Origin of the sequence: Vibrio injensis (assembly GCF_001895205.1) — a bacterium.
Classification (GTDB): Bacteria; Pseudomonadota; Gammaproteobacteria; order Enterobacterales; family Vibrionaceae; genus Vibrio; species Vibrio injensis.
The window spans coordinates 244,812-267,364 of sequence record NZ_BDJF01000027.1 but is presented as its reverse complement, the minus strand read 5'-3'; the positions used below and the strand labels follow the sequence as shown (position 1 = coordinate 267,364).

The following is a 22,553-nucleotide window of genomic DNA, read 5'->3' as shown; positions in this document are numbered from 1 at the left end:
ATGATCAGTAGGCCGAGGCTTCAACATCAATTAATAGCCCATTAACTGTAATAAATTTTCTGCGGTGTGCATCGCTTCTTTACGGTTGGCGATATTCAGCTTCTGATATAAGTTACGAATATGCGTTTTGATGGTCGTTCCTGCCACATCAAGCTCTTGAGCAATCTGCTCATTACTAAAACCTGAATAAATTAACCCAAGCACTTGCCACTCACGTTGAGTCAATGGACTGGTTCGAACCAATTCAGGGATATTGGGATGGTTAATCAGCTTTTCGACAAATTCTTCATCAAAATGAATAGAGCGACTACGCTGAGAGGTTGAAATCTCTTTAATCAACAACTGGGCACGATGACGCTCTAGATCGCCTAATTCTCCGCGGTGAACCATTTTTTCCAGTAAATGACCAATTTTTTGTCCATCGATCAGAAAATTACCCACCATGCCCGTTTGATTGGTGAGACGCAGTGCTTCTTTGAGTTTGTCACGCGCGAGTTCATCATCATTGCCGAGCGAGGCGAGCGTGGCTTCAACAATTAAGTTGCGATTTAAGTCGGTCAGTAGTTGGTACTCACTCGCTTGCTGTTGTAAAAATGCTAAGGTTTGCTTGGCTTCTGGATACTGTTCGAGGCAAATTTGTGCGCGAGCAATATTGCGCCATTGCAGTTGGAAGAAATGGTTATAAGCTTTTTCTGGCCGATGGGTAGTGGTCAACCAATGCTCTATCGCGGCTTTATCCCCACGAGCTTGCCAATACAACAACAAAGATAATGAGGCGTTCGCCGTCCAGTCGACATGATAATGTGACTGCTTGATCAAGTGATGGACTTGCTCGATATAACGTCCAGCTTTATCCAGCTCTCCGCGGCCAACGGCGATACGAGCCAACATCGAATAACTGTGTAAATGTTGACTCGGTGAATGTTGACCAAGCACTTCTAATCCTTTGTGGGCACACTCTTCTGCTTCATCTAAGCGATTCCAACACCAGAGAATTTGGGCGCGAATACGCAATAAAAACTCATGTAAGGGAACTTGGTGTAAATGCTGCTCTTCCACCAGCTTGAAGGCGTTATCTTGCACTTCGAAAGCCGCTTGTACGTAGCCTTGGGCAATTAAGATTTCGCTCTGTTGTAATAAGGCCCAGAGCGCTTGATGGTAGACTTGATATTGCCGCGCCAGTTTTTCGGTTTGTTGCATCATTGATAGCGCACGACTGAGGTGACCAAGAACGTGGTTCACTTCTCCGACAACCGATGTAGCAACAATGCGGCTTCGATACACGGTGCTGTCTAATTGGCTTAATGCCAGTTCAGCGAGGGTTAAGGCTTTCTCGGGCTCATTTTTGTTGATTGCGACTTGAGCCAATAGCGCATTAAACTCACCTTGCTGTTTACTACTGAGTTCGACGTTCAGTGCTTGCATCTCTTTTTCTGCCTGCTCAAGCATTGCCCCCACGGTATCGTAGCGATGTTGGCTTTGTGCCAACCAAGCTTGCAGTAAACAGAGTTTTGGTTCTTTATAAAGCTGTTGTGGCGCGAGGAGATTAATCGCCGACTCAAGGACATTAAGCTCACCTTGGTTGAACATTTTCCAACCATGTTGAGTCAAAATACTCGCTAAAAGATCGGTATCCTGCGCTAAGTTAGCATGACGTAAGGCTTGATGTGGGGTAGAGGCTTCAAGCCAAGCGCGCGCGGCGGAGCGATGTAATTCTTGCTCTTGCTGAGGGATCCGAGCCATCCGTTGATGGGCGAGAAATTCAGCGAACAAATTATGAAAGCGATACCAGTTGTGCTCACCTTCTAATGGATAGATAAACAGACCATAGCGATTGAGCGATTCAATCATACTTAGGGCATCGTCTCGTTGTGTTAAGGCGCTGACTAAGCTGTCGTTAAAGTGATCCAATACTGAACACTGCATCAGAAAGTGACGTGTTTCTTTATCAAGTAAATCAAACACTTCTTCGACTAAATAGTCCCATAAATGGGCATGGTTAAAATGAGCGACCGATTCAACGGATTGGGCTAAGGTGCGCTTTTGATGTTGTGCTTGCAAAGCGATGAGTTGTAATGCTGAAGGCCAACCTTCAACATAATTACGCAAGTTGAGAGCGGTGACATCATCAATACCTTCTACAACACGCTGATTGAAAAAACGCGTGGTCTCTTCAGTATCAAACGCCAGCAACTCATTACCTATCTCTATCATTAAATCACGTACACGCAGATTGGCAGTGCCCAGTGGCGGTGTCATACGGCTCGTGACGACTAAGGTGAGATTATCGGGCATATGTTTTAGGAAAAAGCGCATCGCTTCGTGAATCTCATCATCACTGATCAGATGATAATCATCCAGCACGACAAAGCACTCTTGATCAAACTGAGAAATCTCAGCAAAAACTTCGCTGAACAGTGAATGGGGCGATGAAAATTGGCGTCGTTCTGCCAATTTTTGTGCATTGGGGCAGCTTTGTTGAGTCGCTTTATTCATCGCTTGCAGTAAGTAATTCATGAAGCGAAAAGGATCATTATCACTTTCATCAATACTGTACCAGCCGACATTCGGCTTATCGGCAAGCCATTGTGCGGCCATAGTTGTTTTGCCATAACCCGCAGGTGAGCGGAAAAGGACCAGTTTATAACAGGGGGCCTTTTGTAGGAGTTCTAAAACGCGCGGACGGACAATCGCGTTGTGCAGCCGTCCTGGGCGAGTTAATTTCGATGGAATCCACATGATATTTGTCCCGTCATCGTTAATGACAGGGATGTTACTGGAACTTGCCGCAGACTGTTATTGATCCCAGACGACTTTCTTGCCAGATTCACAGTTCTTCACTAACTACGCCCCAATTATGTGACATCTATCACCTATTGCTGGTTTTGAATAGCGTGATATTACTGTTTTGCATACGAGATTCACTGCAAATTAAGCAACAAAAAATAAACTCATGTGATCGTTGTTGCATTTTGAGTAAATGTTTATCTGGCTGACCGAGTTTTGTAAAACGGGAACACTATGCTGATTAAACGCGTTGCTGTGATCGTTATCACTCATCGTTTGTTTCTCTGTTTGATCGATGAGAGACAGATCACCTCTACGAGGCTGTCGGTGTATCTACGCCCTTGCTTCTCATCCTAATTTGCCATTTCGGTGGGAGGATGTTTTGCTGGAAGAGGCAATGCAGGATAGGCCACAGATGGATTAAACCGAAAAGTGAGATTTCTCAATGAAACCTACGCAACAGAAAACTTTTGATAAAGCGCTATTTCAAGCAAACGTTAAACGCCACCTTACCGCTACCTATGCGACAACGATTGAACACGCTTCTAGCCGAGTATGGTATTTAGCAATGGGTCAAGCACTAGCGGAATTGACCACGTTTGATCTACTTGAAACAGAGCAAGACCCACGCATCGTTAACGCGAAAAGTGTTAACTACCTTTCACTTGAATTCTTAATTGGGCGATTAACAGGCAATAACCTGATCAGCATGGGCTTGTATGAGCAGGTTGGCCAAGCAATGAGTGAACTTGGACAGAACCTGACTGATTTATTAGAAGAAGAACGCGATCCTTCATTAGGTAATGGCGGTTTAGGTCGTTTAGCTGCTTGTTTTATGGACTCGTGTGCTGCGCAAGAATATCCAACAGTTGGCTATGGTTTGCATTATGAGTACGGTTTGTTTAAACAATCGTTTGAGGATGGACATCAAAAAGAAGCGCCAGATGCTTGGTGTGGAATTGAGGGCTATCCATGGGAAGTCGCTCGTCCTGACATTAAACAAGAAATTGGCTTTTATGGTCATGTCGAAGTCTACCATGATCAAGGTAAAGAGAAGCGCCGCTGGGTACCGGGCATGTTGGTACAAGCGATGCCGTGGGATCTGCCTATTGTGGGTTACCAGAGTGAGACCGTTTACCCGTTGCGTCTTTGGGAGTGCCGTGCCATTGCTCCTTTCTCATTAGAGAGCTTTAATAATGGTAACTACTTTGAAGCTCAGCACGCGTTGATTGATGCGGGCAATATCACTAAAGTGCTTTATCCCAATGACAACCATGAAAAAGGCAAAACGCTACGTTTGATGCAACAATATTTCCACAGTGCAGCTTCTGTGCGTGATATTTTGCGTCGCCATCAAGCAGCGGGTTTCTCGCTACAAGACCTACCAAAATATGAAACCATTCAGTTAAATGATACCCATCCAACCATCGCCATTCCTGAATTAATGCGCATTCTTATTGATGAGCATGATTTGACTTGGGAAGCGGCATGGGACATCAGCTCAAAAACGTTTGCTTATACCAACCATACGTTATTACCCGAAGCCTTAGAAACGTGGAGTGAATCGTTAATCCAACGCTTGTTGCCTCGTCATATGGAGATCATTTATGAGATCAACCATCGCTTTTTGCAAGAAGTTCGTGCTAAGTGGCCTGGTGATGTAACCAAACAGCAAAAATTATCGATCATTCAAGAAGGTTTTCATCGCATGGTGCGTATGGCTAATCTGTGTGTTGTCGGGTCTTATGCCGTCAACGGCGTGGCCGCCTTACACTCTGCGTTAGTACAACGGGATCTCTTCCCCGAGTTCGTTGAGCTTTACCCTGGTAAGATCCAAAACGTGACGAATGGGGTAACTCCTCGCCGCTGGTTAAAATTCTGTAATCCGGGATTAACCGCATTGATTACTGAGAAGATCGGTGATCAATGGCCAGCAGATTTGGATCAACTCAAAGACATTGCCAAGTATGCCGATGATAAAGCGTTCCAAAAGCAGTTTATGGCCGTTAAGAAAGCCAATAAACAACGTTTGGCTGACTGGGTAAGCGACAATATGGGTATTGAGCTTGATACTAACGCTATCTTTGATGTCCAGATCAAACGTTTACACGAATACAAACGTCAGCATCTGAATATGTTGCACATTCTTTCGCTGTATCATCGTTTATTGAACGATCCAAAATTTGATATGCAGCCACGCGTGGTGTTCTTTGCCGCGAAAGCGGCGCCGGGCTATCACCTTGCTAAAGAAATTATTTATGCGCTGAACAAGATTGCGGAGAAAGTGAATAACGATCCTCGTGTGAATCACAAACTGAAAGTGGTGTTTATTCCCGATTATCGCGTCAGCATGGCGGAAATCATTATTCCGGCAGCGGATGTGTCTGAGCAAATCTCTACCGCGGGTAAAGAAGCATCAGGTACCGGTAATATGAAAATGGCACTGAATGGTGCGCTCACCATAGGCACAATGGATGGCGCAAACGTAGAAATTCGTGAAGAAGTTGGTGATGAGAATATCTACATCTTTGGTTTGGATGTCGATGGCGTTGAATCGTTGAAAGCACGAGGCTACAACCCTTACGACTATTATCAAGCCGATCCATTGTTGAAAGCATCGATGGATTTACTGCTGGGTGAGGAATTTACTCCTGGTGCTCCGGGGCAATTGCGCGCGACCTACGACAGTTTACTCGATGGCGGAGACCCTTACCTCGTACTTGCTGATTTTGCTTCTTACATTCAAGCGCATGAAGCGATGGACAAGCAATATCGCGATCAAGCTGGCTGGGCGAAAAAAGCCATTTTGAATACTGCGTTGGTGGGTAAGTTCAGCTCGGACCGTAGTATCCGAGACTATGTGAATAATATTTGGAAACTAAAAGCGGTTAAGCGTTAATTAACCGACTATCCAGCCAAGACATTGCTTGGCTGGATAACCCTTTTTATACACCCTACATGATTTTTGAGGGGTAAGTAGTCCCTTCGGAGAAAGCGATGAAAGAACATAATGCATTAAAACAAGTCGCAGAGATGGCAAGAATTGCCGATAGCTATGTCAGCGCTTGGGGAGACGAGGCTACCGTTTCAGACGACACTATCCGTCGTCTTTTGGCGTCTTTGGGGTACGATACAACCAATGATCAAACGTTATTAGCGTCAGCTCAGAAAAAACATAAAAAAGAAGTCTTGGATCCTGTATTGGTGATCTCAGAGGGTGATGCCATTGAGGTTCCGCTGTACCTAGGCGTCAGTGCTCGGGAAAGCGAATTTAATTGGCGGATAGAAACTGAGCAGGGAGAAGTACTTGAAGGCTATCTTCAATCACAAATAGTTCGTGATGAACGTGCAGAGGGTGGCCCTTTAGTGTTTGCGTTGCCAAGCGGTTTGGCGTGGGGATATCACACTTTATTGGTTACTCGTAAGCGGCGTAAAGCGCCGTACACAATGACGCTGATCATCGCGCCGCGAGCGTGCTATAAGCAACCAGCTTTGCTTCAAGGTAAAAAGCTCTGGGGACCAAGCATTCAACTTTATACCTTACGTACCCAACACAACTGGGGAATGGGTGATTTTGGCGATCTTAAACAGTTGGTGGCTGATATCGCTTCGCGTGGTGGTGATTTTGTAGGGTTAAACCCGATTCATTCGCTATTTCCGGCTAACCCTGAAGGGGCAAGCCCATATAGCCCTTCTTCACGTCGCTGGCTAAATATCCTGTATATCGATGTGAGCTCGGTACCTGAGTTTGCGCTCAGCGCTGAAGCTCAGCAACAAGTCGGTAGTCAGGATTTTCAGCAACGTTTGCAAAAAGTTCGTGAAACTCACTGGGTTAATTATACCGAAGTGGCCGAGCTTAAAATGAGTGTCTTGCCGTTACTGTTTAATGAGTTTAAGCGCCGCCATCTGGATAATAATACCGATCGCGCGCGTGCCTTCTTAGCGTTTGTCGAGCAAGGTGGCGAAAGTCTTGTTCACCAAGCCGCGTTCGATGCACTGCACACGGATTTGCATGCGCAAGATAGCCAAGTGTGGGGATGGCCAGTTTTCCCTGAAAAGTATCGTCATTTTGATAATGCGGCGGTACAAAAGTACATTGAAGAACATCGTGAACGTGTTCATCTCTACATGTATTTACAATGGGTCGCCGATACACAAATCAATGAAGTACAAGCATTAGCCGATGAAAAAGGCATGGCGGTTGGTTTATATCGCGATCTCGCCGTGGGAGTCGCTGACTCTGGCGCTGAAACGTGGGCAGATAACGGCAGCTTAGTTTTGGATGCCAGCATTGGCGCGCCACCGGATGTGCTAGGTCCTTTGGGGCAAAATTGGGGCTTACCGCCACTTAATCCACAAACCTTACACGCCACGGCTTACGATGCTTACATCAAGTTGCTTCGTGCCAATATGAAACATTGTGGTGCGTTACGGATTGATCATGTGCTGGGTTTATTGCGTTTATGGTGGATCCCGAAAGGTGAAAATGCCACTCAAGGTGCTTACATTTACTATCCAGTGAAAGATATGTTGGCTATTTTGGCGCTCGAATCACACCGTCACCAGTGTAGCGTGATCGGTGAAGATTTAGGCACTGTTCCTGATGAAATTGTCGCATTGCTGCGTGATGCTGGGGTGCACTCTTACAAAGTCTTTTTCTTTGAAACCTCAAAAGAAGATGGCGGGTTTATTTCTCCGACTCATTATGCCGAGCAGTCGATGGCGGCATTATGTACCCATGATATGCCAACATTACGTGGTTTTTGGCACTGTGATGATTTGAAAATGGGCCGCGAGATTGGTTTGTATCCTGATGAGGCGCAGCTGCAAGAGCTGTTTACGGATCGTTTGAAGTGTAAACAAGGCATTCTGAATTCGGTTGATTGGCACGGTTACTTACCAGCAGGCATTGGACGTGATGCTCAGTTAGTTCCTATGGATTCTTACTTAAGTGAAGCATTGCAATTGCACGTTGCGGCTGGGTCTTCCGCGTTACTCAGTGTTCAACTCGAAGATTGGTTGGAAATGGATAAGCCTGTCAATATTCCAGGTACCGTAAATGAGTACCCCAACTGGCGTCGTAAGCTATCAATGAACTTAGATGAGATCTTTGCCCGCGACGATGTTAATCGTATTGCGACTAAATTGACCCAGATTCGCGCGAAAGCGAGCCAATAATAAACCGGAGTAGCCGCCTTTGGGCGGCGATGATACTGGCGTTGTTCACTCATCAATGTGCTGTTTATGTCAATAATAGGGCATCTTTTGGGGTTAAGGTTAAGAAATAAACGCTAGGTCACTCCATGTTTTTACCGGGTTAGTTAAGATGTATCAGGCTAAGTGATCGAATAAATTCCGAGTGTCTACTACAGCACAAATCGGATCTGTCAAACTCAAGGTCATGGATGCCATGCTAGCAAGCCCGCACTTAGCGGGCGTTTTTCCTTTTGAGAGTCTTGGTTAGGAGTAAGTATATTGAACCCCGTAAAAAAGAAACCGCTGAAAAAAATCGTTAAGTTACAGCAGACCTATCAACAATTATTGCATGCTGCATGTGCCGATCCCTTTGCCTTTCTGGGCCCTTATCTTCCACAAGAGCAAGGAGCATTGCGGGTATGGCTTCCTAATGCAGATAAGGTTGAGCTGATCTTAGAAGGGCAACCAAGAATCGCCTTAGAGCGTGATGAGTTCGGTGGGTTTATCCTAAAATCCGATCATGATCTGCGGTTTACCCATTACCAGCTGGCGGTTGATTGGGCCGGCACAGAGCAAATCATTGATGACCCTTACCAATATCATTCCTTATATGCTGAATTTGAACAGCTGCATACGCCCAAGCAGATGTACCATCATATGGGAGCACAATTTGTTACCTTAGAGCGTGATGGACATCAGATCAGCGGCACTCGTTTTTTAGTCTATGCGCCTCATGCTTCAGCTTGCAGTTTAATCGGTGCCTTTAACCATTGGGATGGGCGTCGTCATCCGATGCAACGTCTTGATTACGGGATCTGGGGGTTATTCATTCCTAATTTACCCGAAGGAACACAATATAAATTCGAACTGAAAGGTCCTCATGGGGAAGGCTTACCTCATAAGGCTGATCCATGGGGTTTCTACGCTGAGCAGTATCCTTCTTTAGCTTCTGTGACTTACGATCATCGCCGCTATCAATGGCAAGATACTCAATGGCAACAGCGCCCTGTTTCCGAAAAGCGTAAACAAGCACTGTCTTTTTACGAGCTGCATCCGGGGTCTTGGAAGCGCGGTGAAGACGGGCGTTTTTTAACTTATCGTGAATTGGCTGATCAGCTAGTACCTTATTTGGTGGATATGGGCTATACCCACGTAGAGTTAATGCCAGTTTCTGAGCATCCCTTTTATGGGTCTTGGGGATATCAACCGATAGGACTATTCGCCCCAACCAGTCGTTATGGTACGCCGGATGATTTTAAATATTTTGTCGATCAGTGCCATCAGGCGCAAATTGGAGTGGTGCTCGATTGGGTTCCAGCTCATTTTCCATCCGATTCCCATGGATTAGCGAATTTTGATGGTACGCCGCTGTATCACGATCCTGATCCTCGCCGTGGCTGGCATCAAGATTGGAATTCCTATATTTATGATTTAGGCCGTGAACATGTGCGGCGCTTCTTGGTGTCTAACGCGCTCTATTGGTTCGAGATGTTCCATATTGATGGCATACGAGTCGATGCTGTTGCTTCTATGCTTTATCTCGATTACTCGCGCAGTCATGATCAATGGATCCCAAATGTTGATGGGGGACGTGAAAATTACGACGCGATCGCGATGTTGAAATGGATGAATGAAGAGGTGTACAAGCATTTCCCGAATGCCATGACCATTGCTGAAGAGTCAACGGCTTTCCCTGGCGTTTCTGCACCAACCTTTGTTGGGGGGTTAGGTTTTGGCTTTAAGTGGAATATGGGGTGGATGCACGACAGCCTTTCTTATATCAAAGAAGATCCGGTGCATCGTAAATATCATCACAATACCTTAACCTTCCCATTAATTTATGCCTTTAGTGAAAACTATGTTTTATCGCTGTCACACGATGAAGTGGTATACGGTAAACAGTCGTTGATTTACAAAATGCCCGGTGATGAATGGCAGCAAACCGCGAATATGCGTGCCTATTTGGGTTACATGTATGGTCAACCAGGTAAGAAACTTAACTTTATGGGCGCTGAATTCGCACAAACGGGGGAGTGGAACCACGATGATCAACTGCAATGGTTTTTGTTGGAGTTTGAGCGTCATAAAGGGGTACAGAACTTAGTCCGCGATTTGAATCAGCTGTATCGTACACACAGTGCGCTGCACGAACTGGATTGTGATCCTCAAGGGTTTGAATGGCGTCTACAAGATGCGGCTGATGCGAGCATTATCGCTCATGAACGGATCAATAGTGCAGGTGAGCGCGTGTTGGTGATCACCAATTTTACGCCAGTACCGCACGAAGCGTTTCGTTTAGGTGTTCCTGTCTCGGCCACTTATCAATTGCTATTGAATACGGATGAAAAGCGGTATGGCGGGAGTGGTTTTGACGTCTTATCGGTCGTCAACAGCGATCGTGTGCCAAGCGAAGGGTTAGCGCAATCATTGCGGTTACGTATTCCACCGTTAGCGACGCTATTTTACAAACTGAATTAGCAAAAAAAAGCCAGTCGCAATTGGGCGGCTGGCTATCTATTTGTGAACAAAATATTCACTAACAACGTCAGTTGGCTAGGTGACCCTCGGCTTAAAAGGGTCACTTATTACAATACAATTACCGTGCCAATATTTTTTGGTGGCAAAATCAGCAAAATTAGCTGATTTTCGCAGTTTTATAGCGTCGTGTTTCATAATTGCATTTGCAAATTGCAACTGAGAGGCAGTTCGCAAAAAATCCGCCTCATTCAACATCCTTACATTATGTTTATCAAATTAGTGCCAAGCTTGAGAGTAAGAAAATCCCTAAGGTACAACTGATAAAAGAAAACACTGTCGTTAAGGCGATAATATTGGCGGCGAGTGGTGCATTTCCTCCCATCGCTCTGGCCATAACATAGCTTGCGGCAGCAGTTGGTGCCCCAGTCATTAATAGAATAATCCCAACATCCATACCCCGAAAGCCAAACAATAATGCAGCGCTTGTGATTAACAGCGGTGACCAAAGCAGTTTGTAGCGAGTTGCAAACCAAGTCGATCGGGAATCATTTTTTAGTGATTGGATATTCAGTGAGCCACCAGTGCAGAGCAAAGCAAGAGGCAGAGTCATATTGGCAAAATAGTGTCCAGCTTCGCTGATCATGGTAGGGATCGGTAGCGCAATCGCATAACACAATACCCCAAGTAGGATAGCGATAATCAACGGGTTCTTCGTCAATGTTTTGAGTATCGTTGTGAGTGCCTTCGTGCCTTGTGCTTCGCCTTTTGGCGTTAAGGCGATCACTGCTTGAATATTATATAAGACAGTGGTTGTTGCGACATAAATCGCGGCTAATGCGACGCCACTATTACCGTATAAATTAGCAACATATGCCAAACCTATGATTGCGGTATTGGCTCGAAAGCCACCTTGAATAATGACGCCTTGATCTTGAGGATGATGAAAGTGTCGCTGAGTCATCCAGCAGGTAAACAAGAAAAAAATAAAATTGGCAATGAGACCAAACACAATCAAGGCCAGACTGGAAGAGAAGTCATGCTCGGCACCGACAATACTGAGAAAAAGCATCGCCGGGAGTGTGACTTGAAAAACCAGTTTTGAGGCGACATCAATAAAATTATCGTTAATCAACTGCACACGCTTGAGTAATACCCCCAACAGTAACATTAAACAAATCGGGCCGGTAATGGAGGCGGAAAATTGCAGTTGAGTGATGAGCGCTTGCATGATGGACCTTCCAATGGAGAGAGTTTTCATTCTTTCATAGATAAGCAAGAGCGAGAATAGCCAATCCATAAAATCTCTCTTTTGCTAAGGGGGAACCTTTGTTTAAGTCACGCTTTGTTGTGCAAACTTTGTTAATGATTTTCGTGCTGAGAAGCGCATTCATTTCAAGCTGTTAAATTGTTGCCCATAGTTTTGATAAGGTTAACAATTTCGCAATAATAATTATCCTCTCGTTTGAATCTATGGGATCATGTTGGCTGCCGTTTGGCCCGATAAGGAAAAATAATAATGAATCGAAACGAGAATGTCCCATTGCCCAACAATACCCGAGAATGGTTATTCAACCGCAACAGCTTGATTGTGTTAGCGGATATTGCCCTGTTTTTTATCCTACTGAATACCTTACCTTTTGCCCCTAATGTCGTCCTTGGATTGAGCATTTTAGCGTTTATCGCTGTGCTATGGTTAACCGAAGCGTTGCATGTCACGGTAACTGCGATTTTAGTGCCGATATTAGCGGTGATATTTGGAGTATTTGAAACTCAGGCTGCATTGAATAGTTTTGCTAACTCGATCATCTTTCTCTTTTTAGGCGGATTTGCGTTAGCGGCCGCGATGCATCGTCAAGGGCTGGATAAAGTCATTGCTGATAAAGTGTTAATACTGGCACGTGGGCGCTTTAGTGTCGCGGTGTTCATGCTGTTTGGTGTCACGGCTGGTCTGTCAATGTGGATCAGTAATACGGCCACAGCGGCGATGATGCTGCCTTTAGTGCTTGGTATTTTAAGTAAAGTTGATCAAGACAAAGGCCATAATACTTATGTATTTGTGCTGTTAGGTATTGCTTATAGTGCCAGTATCGGTGGTATTGCAACGATTGTTGGTAGTCCTCCAAATGCGATTGCCGCGGCTCAAGTCGGGTTATCTTTCTCTGAGTGGATGCAGTTTGGTTTACCAACAACTATCGTCATGTTACCTGTTGCGATGTTGCTGCTTTATTGGATGCTTAAACCCGATCTAAAAGGCCAGTTCGAGCTTAATCACGAGACGGTGAGTTGGGATAAAGGGAAAGTAGTGACTTTGGCCATTTTCGCCCTGACCGTTTCATTGTGGATATTCAGTAAACCGGTGAATGAACTTCTTGGCGGTTTTAAAAGCTTTGATACGATTGTCGCCTTAGGCGCGATTGTTCTGGTCTGTTTTGCACGAGTGGTTCACTGGAAAGATATTGAAAAAACCGCCGACTGGGGTGTATTACTGCTGTTTGGTGGTGGTATCTGTCTTAGTAATATTCTCAGACAGACTGGAACCAGTGTATTTCTAGCCAATGAACTGAGCTCGATGATTTCAGACTTAAATATTTTACTGATTGTTATCGTGATAGCGGCTTTTGTGGTGTTTTTAACGGAGTTTGCCAGTAATACGGCCAGTGCCGCGTTATTAATTCCGGTGTTTGCTGGTGTTGCTGAAGCTTTAGGTGTTTCACCCGTGATACTGTCGGTGTTGATTGCGATAGCGGCATCGTGTGCCTTCATGCTCCCTGTAGCAACGCCACCGAATGCGATTGTTTTTGCGACAGGACATATTAAGCAAAGTGAAATGATGCGAGTAGGAATGGCATTGAACATCGCTTGTATTGTGATTTTATCAGCGATTGCGATGTTATTCTGGAATTAATCGGGACAGCGCATCGTCTCTGTTGTTGAAAACGATAAAACCCCAAGTTTATCTCTGAATACTTGGGGTTTTATTATGGGCGAATATCGCGATGGTTACTGATTAATAAAGCGTTTGAACTTTTCTTGAGTGGCGGCATCAGCCTTGTTGTACCAGAAATACAGCATCTCTTCGGCGGTATTATCGATCGCCTGTGGAGTTTTCACGTTGGCGGGTGCTGAAGTGGTCGTGACGATGGCTGCGGGGCCTCCTGTACGATTGTATTCCAACAATTCTTGTTGATAGTTTCGCCCTATTTGCATTCCAGGTTTGATCAGTCGATCTTGCTGGAGAGCAACAGACTGCCCATTAGAATCTTGCAGTGACCAAGTCAGATGGCGGATATTGTTTTCCGCATCAACGGTGTTACGGTAGGTTGGTAGATCAAAGGTTAGATTGGTCTCTTGCGCAGAAAAAGTCGCAACAATCACTTCACTTTCCACTTGAATACGATCATTACCTTGTGTGAAATAAGGTTGATAGCGAAAGACGATCTGTTGTTGTCCATCTTCTAAAGTTAGTGTTTTTTTTGCAGAAAAAAAACCGCCAGAAACCGCAGGTTTCTCTCCATTAACCACCAACATATTAATACTATCAGGAATATCAATGGTGACTTTAGCTAGGGTAGCCGCACTAAAAACAATCGCAAAAAGACACGATAATGGCTTGATGGCATTCATCTATTTTATCCTATTGATTACTTCTTGAAGAAGGGAAGACTGTCAGGGTGCCGCTTGTCCGTGATAAAAGCAAGTTTTCACATCGGTAATCACTGAGCGTTCATCAAAATATCATCTTTCGATTCGCTTCAATATACGCTTACCTACCCTCAATATGAAACGATGCGAGCATAGCCCAAAATAGCCGTTTTTCTACTCTATAGGATAAAAAATCCGTTTTTTTGGCTGAAGATTGCCTTTAGCATGTAACACGTTGAATCTGTCCCATTCATTGCTCGTTGTGCCTCGAAAACTCTGGAACTCCATTTTTCAAACGCTCACAAGTATCAAATACTGTCTCAGATGTTTAACCAATCATAAGAGAGACGGATATGAAGCGTACTATTCTGTGTTCGGCGGGGATGGCTTTTGCCTTGTCGTTCACTAGCACGGTAATCGCAGCGCCAAGCGCACCAAATATTGATGTATATGGCTCAAATAACCTGCAGTTTTCTAAAATACAGCTAGCAATGGAAACGACCGCGGGCTATCACCAAATGGTGCAGTATCGAGAACAAGCACCTATTTCGATTACCTTTAATCAATGGAGCGGTGAACGCGGGCATACTTATAAAATTTTATTTGATGGTGTGGAAGTGGCCTCTGGGCCGATCAGTGGCAGTCAAACCACCGCCAACTTTACCTATGATAAAGGTGGCCGTTATCAACTCCAAGTTGCAGCCTGTGATGATTCTGGGTGTACGACCAGTGCGCCAGCAGAGTTAATTCTGGCTGATACCGATGGTTCACACCTTGAACCTCTGACCATGAACGTTGATCCGAATAATAAATCCTATTCACTGGACCCTGATACTGTCGTTGGTACCTATTTCGTTGAGTGGGGCATTTATGGTCGTAATTATACGGTGGATAATATTCCAGCCCATAACTTAACGCATATCTTGTATGGTTTTATCCCTATTTGTGGTCCGAATGAGTCGGTCAAATCGGTCGGTGGTAATAGTTATAATGCCCTGATGACGGCGTGTCAGGGAGTCCCTGATTACGAAGTGGTGATCCACGATCCTTGGGCGGCATACCAAAAAAGCTTTCCTCAAGCAGGGCATCAGTATAGCTCACCGATCAAGGGTAACTATGCGATGTTAATGGCACTTAAGCAGCGTTATCCCGACTTAAAAATCTTGCCATCGGTTGGCGGATGGACGCTATCCGATCCTTTCTATGATTTCACGGACAAAGCGAAACGCGATACGTTCGTGGCATCGATGAAACGTTTTTTACAGACATGGAAGTTTTATGATGGCATCGATATCGATTGGGAATTCCCCGGTGGTAATGGCGCTGCCCCTGATTTAGGCGATCCGATCAATGATGGACCAGCTTATATTGCCTTAATGCAAGAGTTACGAGTGATGTTGGATGAACTTGAAGCGGAGACGGGGCGCTCTTACGAGCTCACTTCTGCGATAGGTGTCGGTTTCGATAAAATAGAAAAAGTCGATTATGGTCAGGCAATTCAATATATGGATTATATTTTTGCGATGACCTACGATTTTTATGGTGGTTGGAATAACGTTCCTGGCCATCAAACGGCACTGTATTGCGGTAACTTTATGCGCCCAGGTCAGTGTGATGGAACGGGAATCGATGAAAACGGTGAACCGTATAAAGGCCCTGCTTACACCGCGGATAACGCAATTCAATTATTGCTAGCCCAAGGTGTACCAGCCAATAAGCTGGTCCTTGGGGCTGCGATGTATGGTCGAGGTTGGCAAGGTGTGATGCCTGCTTCGTTGACCGATCCTACCGATCCGATGACGGGTGTTGCGACCGGCAAATTAACGGGCTCAACAGCTCAGGGAGTCTGGGAAGATGGGGTCATTGATTATAAAGGCCTTAAAGCGTACATGATTGGTGATAATAACCAAGGGATTAATGGCTTTGAATACGGTTATGATGCCCAAGCCGAAGCACCTTGGGTATGGAATCGCACCACAGGAGAATTGGTTACGTTTGATGATCCGCGCTCGATTAAAGCCAAAGGGGCTTATGTTCGTCAGCTTGGTTTAGCTGGTTTATTCTCATGGGAAATTGATGCGGATAACGGCGATATTCTTAATGCCAAGCATGAAGGGCTTGCTCAAGGATCGAACCCGCCAGTTAATCGTGCACCAATTGCTGATGCAGGTATGGCGCAAACCGTTGTCGCTCCAGCGACCGTAACCTTAGATGGCAGCGCTTCCAGAGATACCGATGGCACGATTGCCCGTTATCTATGGGAACAAATTGCTGGGCCAACCGTGCAACTCAGTCATGCGGATCAAGCACAGGCAAGCTTTTCGATTGGTGAAGTCACTCAAACCGAAACTTTACGTTTTAAGCTTACTGTGACAGACAATGAGGGAGCAAGTGGTTCCGCGACGGTTCAAATTACCGTTAAAGCCGAAGATGGTGGTGTGGAAAATACGCCCCCTGTAGCGATTGTTTCTGCGCCTTCTGAAGTCACTGCTGGTGAACAAGTATTGGTGGATGCGTCGGCGTCTTACGATGCGCAGCAAGAGACTTTGAGCTTTGATTGGCAAGTACCAACTGGACTGGAAGTACAGATCAATGGCAGTCAACTGAGCTTTACCGCGGGTTCTTATTCCGTTGATACCACGCTTAACTTTACGGTAACGGTCAGTGATGGAGAGCTGAGTAGTTCAGCGTCAGTATCGATTATTGTTTTAGCGGCCGGCGACAATGATCAGTGCGATAATCTATGGAATGTCTCTGCCGTTTATGTCGGCGGGAGTCAAGTAACATGGGCTGGTAAAGTGTGGGAAGCCAAATGGTGGACACAAGGGGATGATCCCGCTCAGTCAGGTGCTTGGGGGGTATGGAAAGAGGTAGGCATTGCGGACTGTGCAACTCAATAATGCCTTATTGATCTCTCAACGGGATCACTGAGTGATTAACTGACAGGCTCTCCCTTAGGGAAGAGCCTGTTTTTTTGTGTTATAGCCATGACTCATGGATGCCCAGTTTTTCTACCTTACTCACACAATCGACCCAAATCGTTAATCTTTCTCGATCATGAACTATAATTTTTTGATGCGAATAAACCATTTCGTAGAGAGTCTCTCATTTATTTCTAGCCTAAAAATTATAATGCAAGATTACCGAAAACAAATAAATAAGAGCTTCTCACACGAAGCACGACAAGGTCATAACGGGGATAGCGTATGTTTAAAAACCTTTCACTAAAGAATAAGTTGGCTATCTCAGCCAGTATTGCCATCATTGTTGGTGGTGTATTGGTTGAGGCCGTATCGTTTAATGCTGCACTCGGGCGATTGGATATCGAAATCGAACAACGTTTGCAAAGTGCGACCTCTTCTTATAATCAATACGTTTCTGATTGGCTAGTCTCTAAAGAGCGTGCGCTGACTTCTTTATCACAGGAGGTGAAACCAGAGGCGATTGTTACCCACCTTAAACAAGTTAAGCACTCCGCGGATTTCGACAATGTATTTTTAGCCTATCCTGATGGCTCACAACAGAATGCCAATGGTGTCGTTTTACCACCAGGCAATAACGATCCTCGTCAATGGGGATGGTACATTAACGCTAAAGCTAACCCCAATGCCGTATTTATGGATAATCCTACCGTAGCCGCTGCGACTGGAGCCAACGTGGTCTCTCTTGGTAAAGCGATCAACTTACATGGTCAAACATTAGTACTTGGTGCCGATGTGGAGATCACTGATATTCTTAATAGTATGAAGCAAACCATTTTGCCCGGCTCTGGTTATATGTTTATTGCTAATCAACAAGGCAATGTTTTTACTCATGCAAATACTCAGTTATTGAATAAAAATGTCAGTGAATTGGGACTGAATTTTCGGGATATTCAAGCAGCACAGCGGTCTGGTCAATACAGTAAAGTGATGATCAATGGTGAAGAGAATGTACTATTTGCACGAGCGATTGAAGGTACAGCGCTAAGTACAGTGATTGTTATCAATTATTCATCGTTGATTGCCCCTCTCTTTGATGCGCTCTGGGGGCAGTTGTTAGTTACCTTTTTAGTTGTCGTTGTTTGTACGGTCTTATTTAATGTGTTGTGTAATATTTTGTTCCGTCCGTTAAGCAATGTTTCGCATGCCTTAGAGCAAATCGCCAATGGTAGCGGTGATTTAACTCAGCGAATTCAGGTTGAAAATAACGATGAAGTAGGAAAATTAGCGGAAAGCTTCAATACCTTTGTGGCAAGTTTACAGCAACTGATTGGTCATATTCGTCAGCAATCTGAGCAATTAACCGCGCAGTCTGAGCATGGCGCTCAGCGAGCTAACCAATCGGCTTCTGAATTAAGTCTTCAACAGCAAGAAATCACCATGGTTGCTACAGCGGTGACTGAAATGGCATCAGCGACGCAGGAAATTGCCTCTCACGCTGAGCAAACGGCTCAAGCGGCAATGAACTCAGCGACCAGCACCAATAATGGTCGTACTTTAGTGCTTAATACCAAGTCGTCGATTCATCATCTTGCTAAAGAGGTATCACAAGCCAGCTCGGTTATTTCGGCTCTCAATCAACATGCACAAGAAATCTCAACCGTATTAGCGACCATTCAAGGCATTGCTGAACAAACGAACCTATTGGCGTTAAATGCAGCGATTGAAGCGGCGCGAGCAGGCGATCAAGGGCGAGGTTTTGCGGTGGTTGCTGATGAAGTTCGAGTATTATCACAGCGCACTCATACCTCAACAGAAGAGATAAAATCGACCATTGATACGCTGCAAGAGACGACCAAGCGTGCCGTTACATTGATGGAAAGCAGTTCAAGTTTGGCGAATAATTCGGTCGATGATGCTGATAAAGCAACGCATGCATTAGAAGAAATTAATGCCGCTGTTGCTTTGATCAGTGATATGGCGACTCAGATCGCCACAGCAGCAGAGGAACAAACGCATGTGACGGGTGAAATCACTCAAAATGTGACGGCGATTAAAGATGTGACTGAGCAGCTAGTGGTGGGGGCTGAAGATAGTTTGAGTCAATCCAATCAGTTGAAGCAGCAAGCCGCTGAGTTGAGTGCAAAAGTGGCAACGTTTAAAGTGAGTTAATCGACGCTTACCGCCTTTGCTTTGCTTTGCAAGGCATGCATGACCTAATCGATCATTAAAACGGCCCCTCAGTGTAGACTTAGGGGCCGTTTTATCGCTCGCGTGCTTTTACTTATTGGTGAGTCACCGTTTGTGAGTAACGACGACGGGATGGGCGGGTAAATAAAATCGCCACAATCGCCGCAAAGGCTAATGAAAAGCAGTAATAAGAGTGGGCAACAATCTCTAAAGGAGAGAGTTGGAAAATCGAACCAAGTAAGAGTACTTGTGCCCCATATGGCAAGATACCTTGCATCACGCACGAAAAAATATCCAACAAACTTGCCGAACGTTTCGGCGTAACCGCATGCTCTTCGGCTAACTGACGAGCGATTCCGCCTGACACAATGATAGCCACGGTATTGTTGGCTGTACAGGTATTGACCATAGAGACTAAACCGGCGATCCCTAACTCACTGGCGCGGCTTTGGGCGGCTGGAGTTTGTTTTTTGGCTAAGCGCTGGATCCAACGGCTGACCAGTTGAGTTAAAAAGGCCAACCCACCTTGACGACGCATTAGCTCACTTAGGCCGCCAATTAACATCGATAATAAGAAGATCTCCTGCATGTTGCCAAAGCCACGGTAAATATCTTGTCCAAAATTGGCTAAGCTATAATTATCTCCTTGCCAAAGCCCGACACTGCCGGCTAATACAATGCCTACAGTTAAGACGACAAAGACATTGATCCCTGAGATTGCCAGAACCAAAATCGTCATGTATGGCAGCACTTTTAACCATTCAATAGCTGAGGTATCAGGGGTTTGTGTGGTTGTACTACTAAACGCAAATACGATTAGTGAGAAAATAGCCGCGGGGAGGGCAATGCGAATATTTTCACGAAATTTATCGCGCATTTCACAGCCTTGTGAGCGCGTAGCGGCGATGGTGGTGTCTGAGATGATGGATAAGTTGTCGCCAAACATCGCACCGCTCAATACGACTCCCGCCGTTAATGGGAGGCTCATACCGGACGATTGAGCAATGCCCAATGCCACGGGCGCAACGGCGGCAATGGTGCCCATTGAAGTGCCCATTGCAGTAGCGATGAAAGCAGAAATAAGAAAAATCCCCGGTAAAATCATTTCACTTGGGATCGCTGACAGTCCCAGATTTACCGTTGCATCGACGCCACCAGACGCTTTTGCTACCGCGGCAAAGGCGCCGGCCAATAAGTAAATCATACACATTGCAATAATATCTTGATGGCCAACACCACGCAAAAACTGCTCGATAGCGCGATTCAGAGATTCTTTACTCAGCAAGAGCGCGATGATCACGGCAGGTAAAATAGCGATAGGAGCGGGGAGTTGATAAAACGCGAATTCAACGCCTTGAAACGTGAGATAAGTACCGACACCAATAAAGAGCGCAAGAAATACCAGCAAAGGGAGTAAGGCGATCGCCGATGGGGTAACGGGAGTAGAAGAATTTGAAGACATGGAACAACAACTTTGATTATCAGCAACAAGGAGACGCAGACTAATCGTTCCAGTAAGGTTTGTCAAATTTAGCCATCTAAACATCTAGATTCTTATATGTCTTTCATTGCACTATTGAATGGATAAGATAATGCAATTTTTAATCTAATTTTCCCATATTTTGAGAAAGTAATGCTTTCAATCGTTTAGAATTCTCGATATATAAGAATGTAAGTTTGAGCGATAAAGCAATAAAGGCTAAAAAGAACAACATGAATGAAGCAAAAACAACAACCAGTCAGGTTAATGAGAAATCGCTGCAGTTATTGATGCAAGTTGCCGTTAATCATGAACCGGTTTCGGCTAAAACGTTAAGCGATCAACTGCAAGTGCCATTGAGTAGCTTATATCGACATCTTAAACTGCTTAAAGAATGGAACTTAATAGAAGAAAGCCCACACGATAAAACGTTAATTATTGGCCCGGCAGCACTGCTGCTCATGCACAGTTATGAGACCAGCCAACATAATTTAGACGCGGTGGAAGCCGTACTGAGTCGTTTACAGAAACAGACTGGTGAAATGGCGGCCTACATGGTTCCGGTGGGATACCGAGCTTTGTGTGTCAGCCAAAAAGAGAGTATGCAGGCACTTCGATGCAGCTTCGTCCAGGGTCAAAGTCAACCCCTGCTTCGGGGTGCCTCATCTAAAGTGATGTTGGCATTTATGCCATCTCAGCGCTGTGAAAAAATACTGCGCTATTTTGGTGAAGATCATCAAATGGAAAAGTGGCAAATCGAATTAGAGAAAATTCGTCGCCATGGTTATGCCGTGAGCACATCTGAAATTGATCCTGGGGTCTCTGGGATCAGCGCTCCGGTAATGAAAGGGAGTAAATTGATCGGAGCCATTTCTGTTATGGCACCTGCTCATCGTGTCGAGACCCATCGGCAACGGATCATTTTACATGTATTACAGGCCGCGCGAGCGTTGCCACCAGAAAGGTAATTCATCATGCTTAGTCTATTCAAACGCTACCGTCTCAGCCGTCCAGCGCCTCAGTCGATGTCTGCTTTTACGTTTTGTACTGTGTGCGAACAGATAAAGCCGATGTCTCAAGTAGAATTTGAATTGGCTCAGCAAAGTTTAGAATTTGCCGCCGATTGGCTTTACCAACAAGGTATCCATGCCCATTACGCTGATGCTGGCCATTTGGTCTTGCATGATCCTGCCGATACTCGTTTTCGTGACTTGCTCAGTCATCATTTTACCTTGCATTCGATTCCGGTGATATTGGGCAATTGCCATGAATTGTTGCTCAATGCCTTACCGCTGTTAGCGCTCGATAATGATGAACTCGGGATTATTCATATTGGTCATGAATTTGAATTAAAACAGACCTTAGATCGTCAAGTTGGGTCTGCTTATCATTTTGCATTATCTCGTTATGCTCAGACGCGGTTACTCTATTTAGGGATTGATGCCCAGCGAGTAAATAGCCAAACCTTAGATTACGCAGAAGATTTAGGTTGTGATTGGTTAACCGATCAAGAATGTCATTTTCGGCAACGAAATCAGGTCAAAAGCCAATTGAATCATTATATTGAGCACTGTGACCAATTGCTGATTTCTATTGATCTTGCTTCATTGATCCCATTGAATCGATTAGATGAGCATCATGTTATTGATTGCCAAATGGTGCTGCGTATGCTTCGTCAGCTTGTTCTCTCTGGTAAAGTAAAAATGATTCAGTTAATCGGAGCGAAAGATAAGTTGATCTACTCTAAGGAGACGAAAGCGATTATTGATGAGTTGAATCGGTTGTCTGTTGATATGGCTGGTTGAGCGTTTAAAGTGATGACGGTTTGTCTAAGAACAAGTACCGTGATTAGGCGTTGA

At 45.0% G+C, this 22,553-nt stretch carries 12 protein-coding genes; 8 read left to right on the top strand and 4 right to left on the bottom strand.

The window, feature by feature from the left end; all coding sequences use genetic code 11:
* Positions 1 to 30: 30 nt before the first annotated feature.
* Positions 31 to 2,739 carry an HTH-type transcriptional regulator MalT gene (malT, locus tag BSR11_RS13280; protein WP_072670821.1) on the bottom strand — a complete coding sequence of 903 codons (2,709 nt, stop codon included), beginning with the start codon at positions 2,737 to 2,739 and terminating at the stop codon, positions 31 to 33.
* Between the two features lie 493 nt (positions 2,740 to 3,232).
* On the opposite strand from malT, the gene BSR11_RS13275 reads away from it, so the two are divergent.
* The 3 genes from BSR11_RS13275 to glgB all read left to right on the top strand — a co-directional run bounded on the left by BSR11_RS13275 (position 3,233) and on the right by glgB (position 10,461).
* On the top strand, positions 3,233 to 5,686 hold the full coding sequence (locus BSR11_RS13275) for a glycogen/starch/alpha-glucan phosphorylase (protein WP_072670820.1): 2,454 nt from the start codon (positions 3,233 to 3,235) through the stop codon (positions 5,684 to 5,686).
* A gap of 98 nt (positions 5,687 to 5,784) precedes the next feature.
* Entirely contained in the window at positions 5,785 to 7,965 is a 2,181-nt protein-coding gene (malQ, locus tag BSR11_RS13270) for a 4-alpha-glucanotransferase (RefSeq protein WP_072670819.1), read from the top strand.
* A gap of 297 nt (positions 7,966 to 8,262) precedes the next feature.
* Positions 8,263 to 10,461: a 1,4-alpha-glucan branching protein GlgB gene (gene glgB / locus BSR11_RS13265; protein WP_306331145.1), complete on the top strand. Its 2,199-nt coding sequence runs from the start codon at positions 8,263 to 8,265 to the stop codon at positions 10,459 to 10,461.
* Between the two features lie 271 nt (positions 10,462 to 10,732).
* On the opposite strand, the gene BSR11_RS13255 is transcribed toward glgB, so the two are convergent.
* On the bottom strand, positions 10,733 to 11,689 hold the full coding sequence (locus BSR11_RS13255) for an AEC family transporter (protein ID WP_072670817.1): 957 nt from the start codon (positions 11,687 to 11,689) through the stop codon (positions 10,733 to 10,735).
* 288 nt (positions 11,690 to 11,977) lie between these two features.
* On the opposite strand from BSR11_RS13255, the gene BSR11_RS13250 reads away from it, so the two are divergent.
* Positions 11,978 to 13,366 carry an SLC13 family permease gene (locus BSR11_RS13250; RefSeq protein WP_072670816.1) on the top strand — a complete coding sequence of 463 codons (1,389 nt, stop codon included), beginning with the start codon at positions 11,978 to 11,980 and terminating at the stop codon, positions 13,364 to 13,366.
* 95 nt (positions 13,367 to 13,461) lie between these two features.
* Here BSR11_RS13250 and BSR11_RS13245 read toward each other — a convergent pair whose 3' ends face one another.
* Complete coding sequence (locus BSR11_RS13245; RefSeq protein ID WP_072670815.1) at positions 13,462 to 14,085, bottom strand: DUF2057 family protein; 624 nt, start codon at positions 14,083 to 14,085, stop codon at positions 13,462 to 13,464.
* A 371-nt stretch (positions 14,086 to 14,456) separates the two neighbouring features.
* Between BSR11_RS13245 and BSR11_RS13240 the strand changes: the two genes are divergently transcribed.
* Positions 14,457 to 17,003, top strand: coding sequence for a glycosyl hydrolase family 18 protein (locus BSR11_RS13240; protein ID WP_072670814.1), 2,547 nt, complete (start codon positions 14,457 to 14,459; stop codon positions 17,001 to 17,003).
* A gap of 306 nt (positions 17,004 to 17,309) precedes the next feature.
* On the top strand, positions 17,310 to 19,196 hold the full coding sequence (locus BSR11_RS13235; protein WP_072670813.1) for a methyl-accepting chemotaxis protein: 1,887 nt from the start codon (positions 17,310 to 17,312) through the stop codon (positions 19,194 to 19,196).
* 112 nt (positions 19,197 to 19,308) lie between these two features.
* On the opposite strand, the gene BSR11_RS13230 is transcribed toward BSR11_RS13235, so the two are convergent.
* The gene (locus tag BSR11_RS13230) at positions 19,309 to 20,676 is read right to left on the bottom strand and encodes a Na+/H+ antiporter NhaC family protein (protein ID WP_072670812.1); all 1,368 of its coding nucleotides are present in this window, start codon (positions 20,674 to 20,676) and stop codon (positions 19,309 to 19,311) included.
* Positions 20,677 to 20,927: 251 nt separating this feature from the next.
* Between BSR11_RS13230 and BSR11_RS13225 the strand changes: the two genes are divergently transcribed.
* Together BSR11_RS13225 and BSR11_RS13220 are read left to right on the top strand one after the other, a co-directional pair.
* Positions 20,928 to 21,662: an IclR family transcriptional regulator gene (locus BSR11_RS13225; RefSeq protein WP_004396815.1), complete on the top strand. Its 735-nt coding sequence runs from the start codon at positions 20,928 to 20,930 to the stop codon at positions 21,660 to 21,662.
* Between the two features lie 6 nt (positions 21,663 to 21,668).
* The gene (locus BSR11_RS13220; protein WP_072670811.1) at positions 21,669 to 22,499 is read left to right on the top strand and encodes an arginase family protein; all 831 of its coding nucleotides are present in this window, start codon (positions 21,669 to 21,671) and stop codon (positions 22,497 to 22,499) included.
* The last annotated feature ends 54 nt before the right edge of the window (positions 22,500 to 22,553 follow it).

What these genes read in the sequence shown, in the direction of transcription:
- malT (WP_072670821.1), bottom strand. Translation starts at nt 2,739, where the DNA reads ATGTGGATTCCATCGAAATTAACTCGCCCAGGACGGCTGCACAACGCG.
- BSR11_RS13275 (WP_072670820.1), top strand. Translation starts at nt 3,233, where the DNA reads ATGAAACCTACGCAACAGAAAACTTTTGATAAAGCGCTATTTCAAGCA.
- malQ (WP_072670819.1), top strand. Translation starts at nt 5,785, where the DNA reads ATGAAAGAACATAATGCATTAAAACAAGTCGCAGAGATGGCAAGAATT.
- BSR11_RS13255 (WP_072670817.1), bottom strand. Translation starts at nt 11,689, where the DNA reads ATGCAAGCGCTCATCACTCAACTGCAATTTTCCGCCTCCATTACCGGC.
- BSR11_RS13250 (WP_072670816.1), top strand. Translation starts at nt 11,978, where the DNA reads ATGAATCGAAACGAGAATGTCCCATTGCCCAACAATACCCGAGAATGG.
- BSR11_RS13245 (WP_072670815.1), bottom strand. Translation starts at nt 14,085, where the DNA reads ATGAATGCCATCAAGCCATTATCGTGTCTTTTTGCGATTGTTTTTAGT.
- BSR11_RS13240 (WP_072670814.1), top strand. Translation starts at nt 14,457, where the DNA reads ATGAAGCGTACTATTCTGTGTTCGGCGGGGATGGCTTTTGCCTTGTCG.
- BSR11_RS13235 (WP_072670813.1), top strand. Translation starts at nt 17,310, where the DNA reads ATGTTTAAAAACCTTTCACTAAAGAATAAGTTGGCTATCTCAGCCAGT.
- BSR11_RS13230 (WP_072670812.1), bottom strand. Translation starts at nt 20,676, where the DNA reads ATGTCTTCAAATTCTTCTACTCCCGTTACCCCATCGGCGATCGCCTTA.
- BSR11_RS13225 (WP_004396815.1), top strand. Translation starts at nt 20,928, where the DNA reads ATGAATGAAGCAAAAACAACAACCAGTCAGGTTAATGAGAAATCGCTG.
- BSR11_RS13220 (WP_072670811.1), top strand. Translation starts at nt 21,669, where the DNA reads ATGCTTAGTCTATTCAAACGCTACCGTCTCAGCCGTCCAGCGCCTCAG.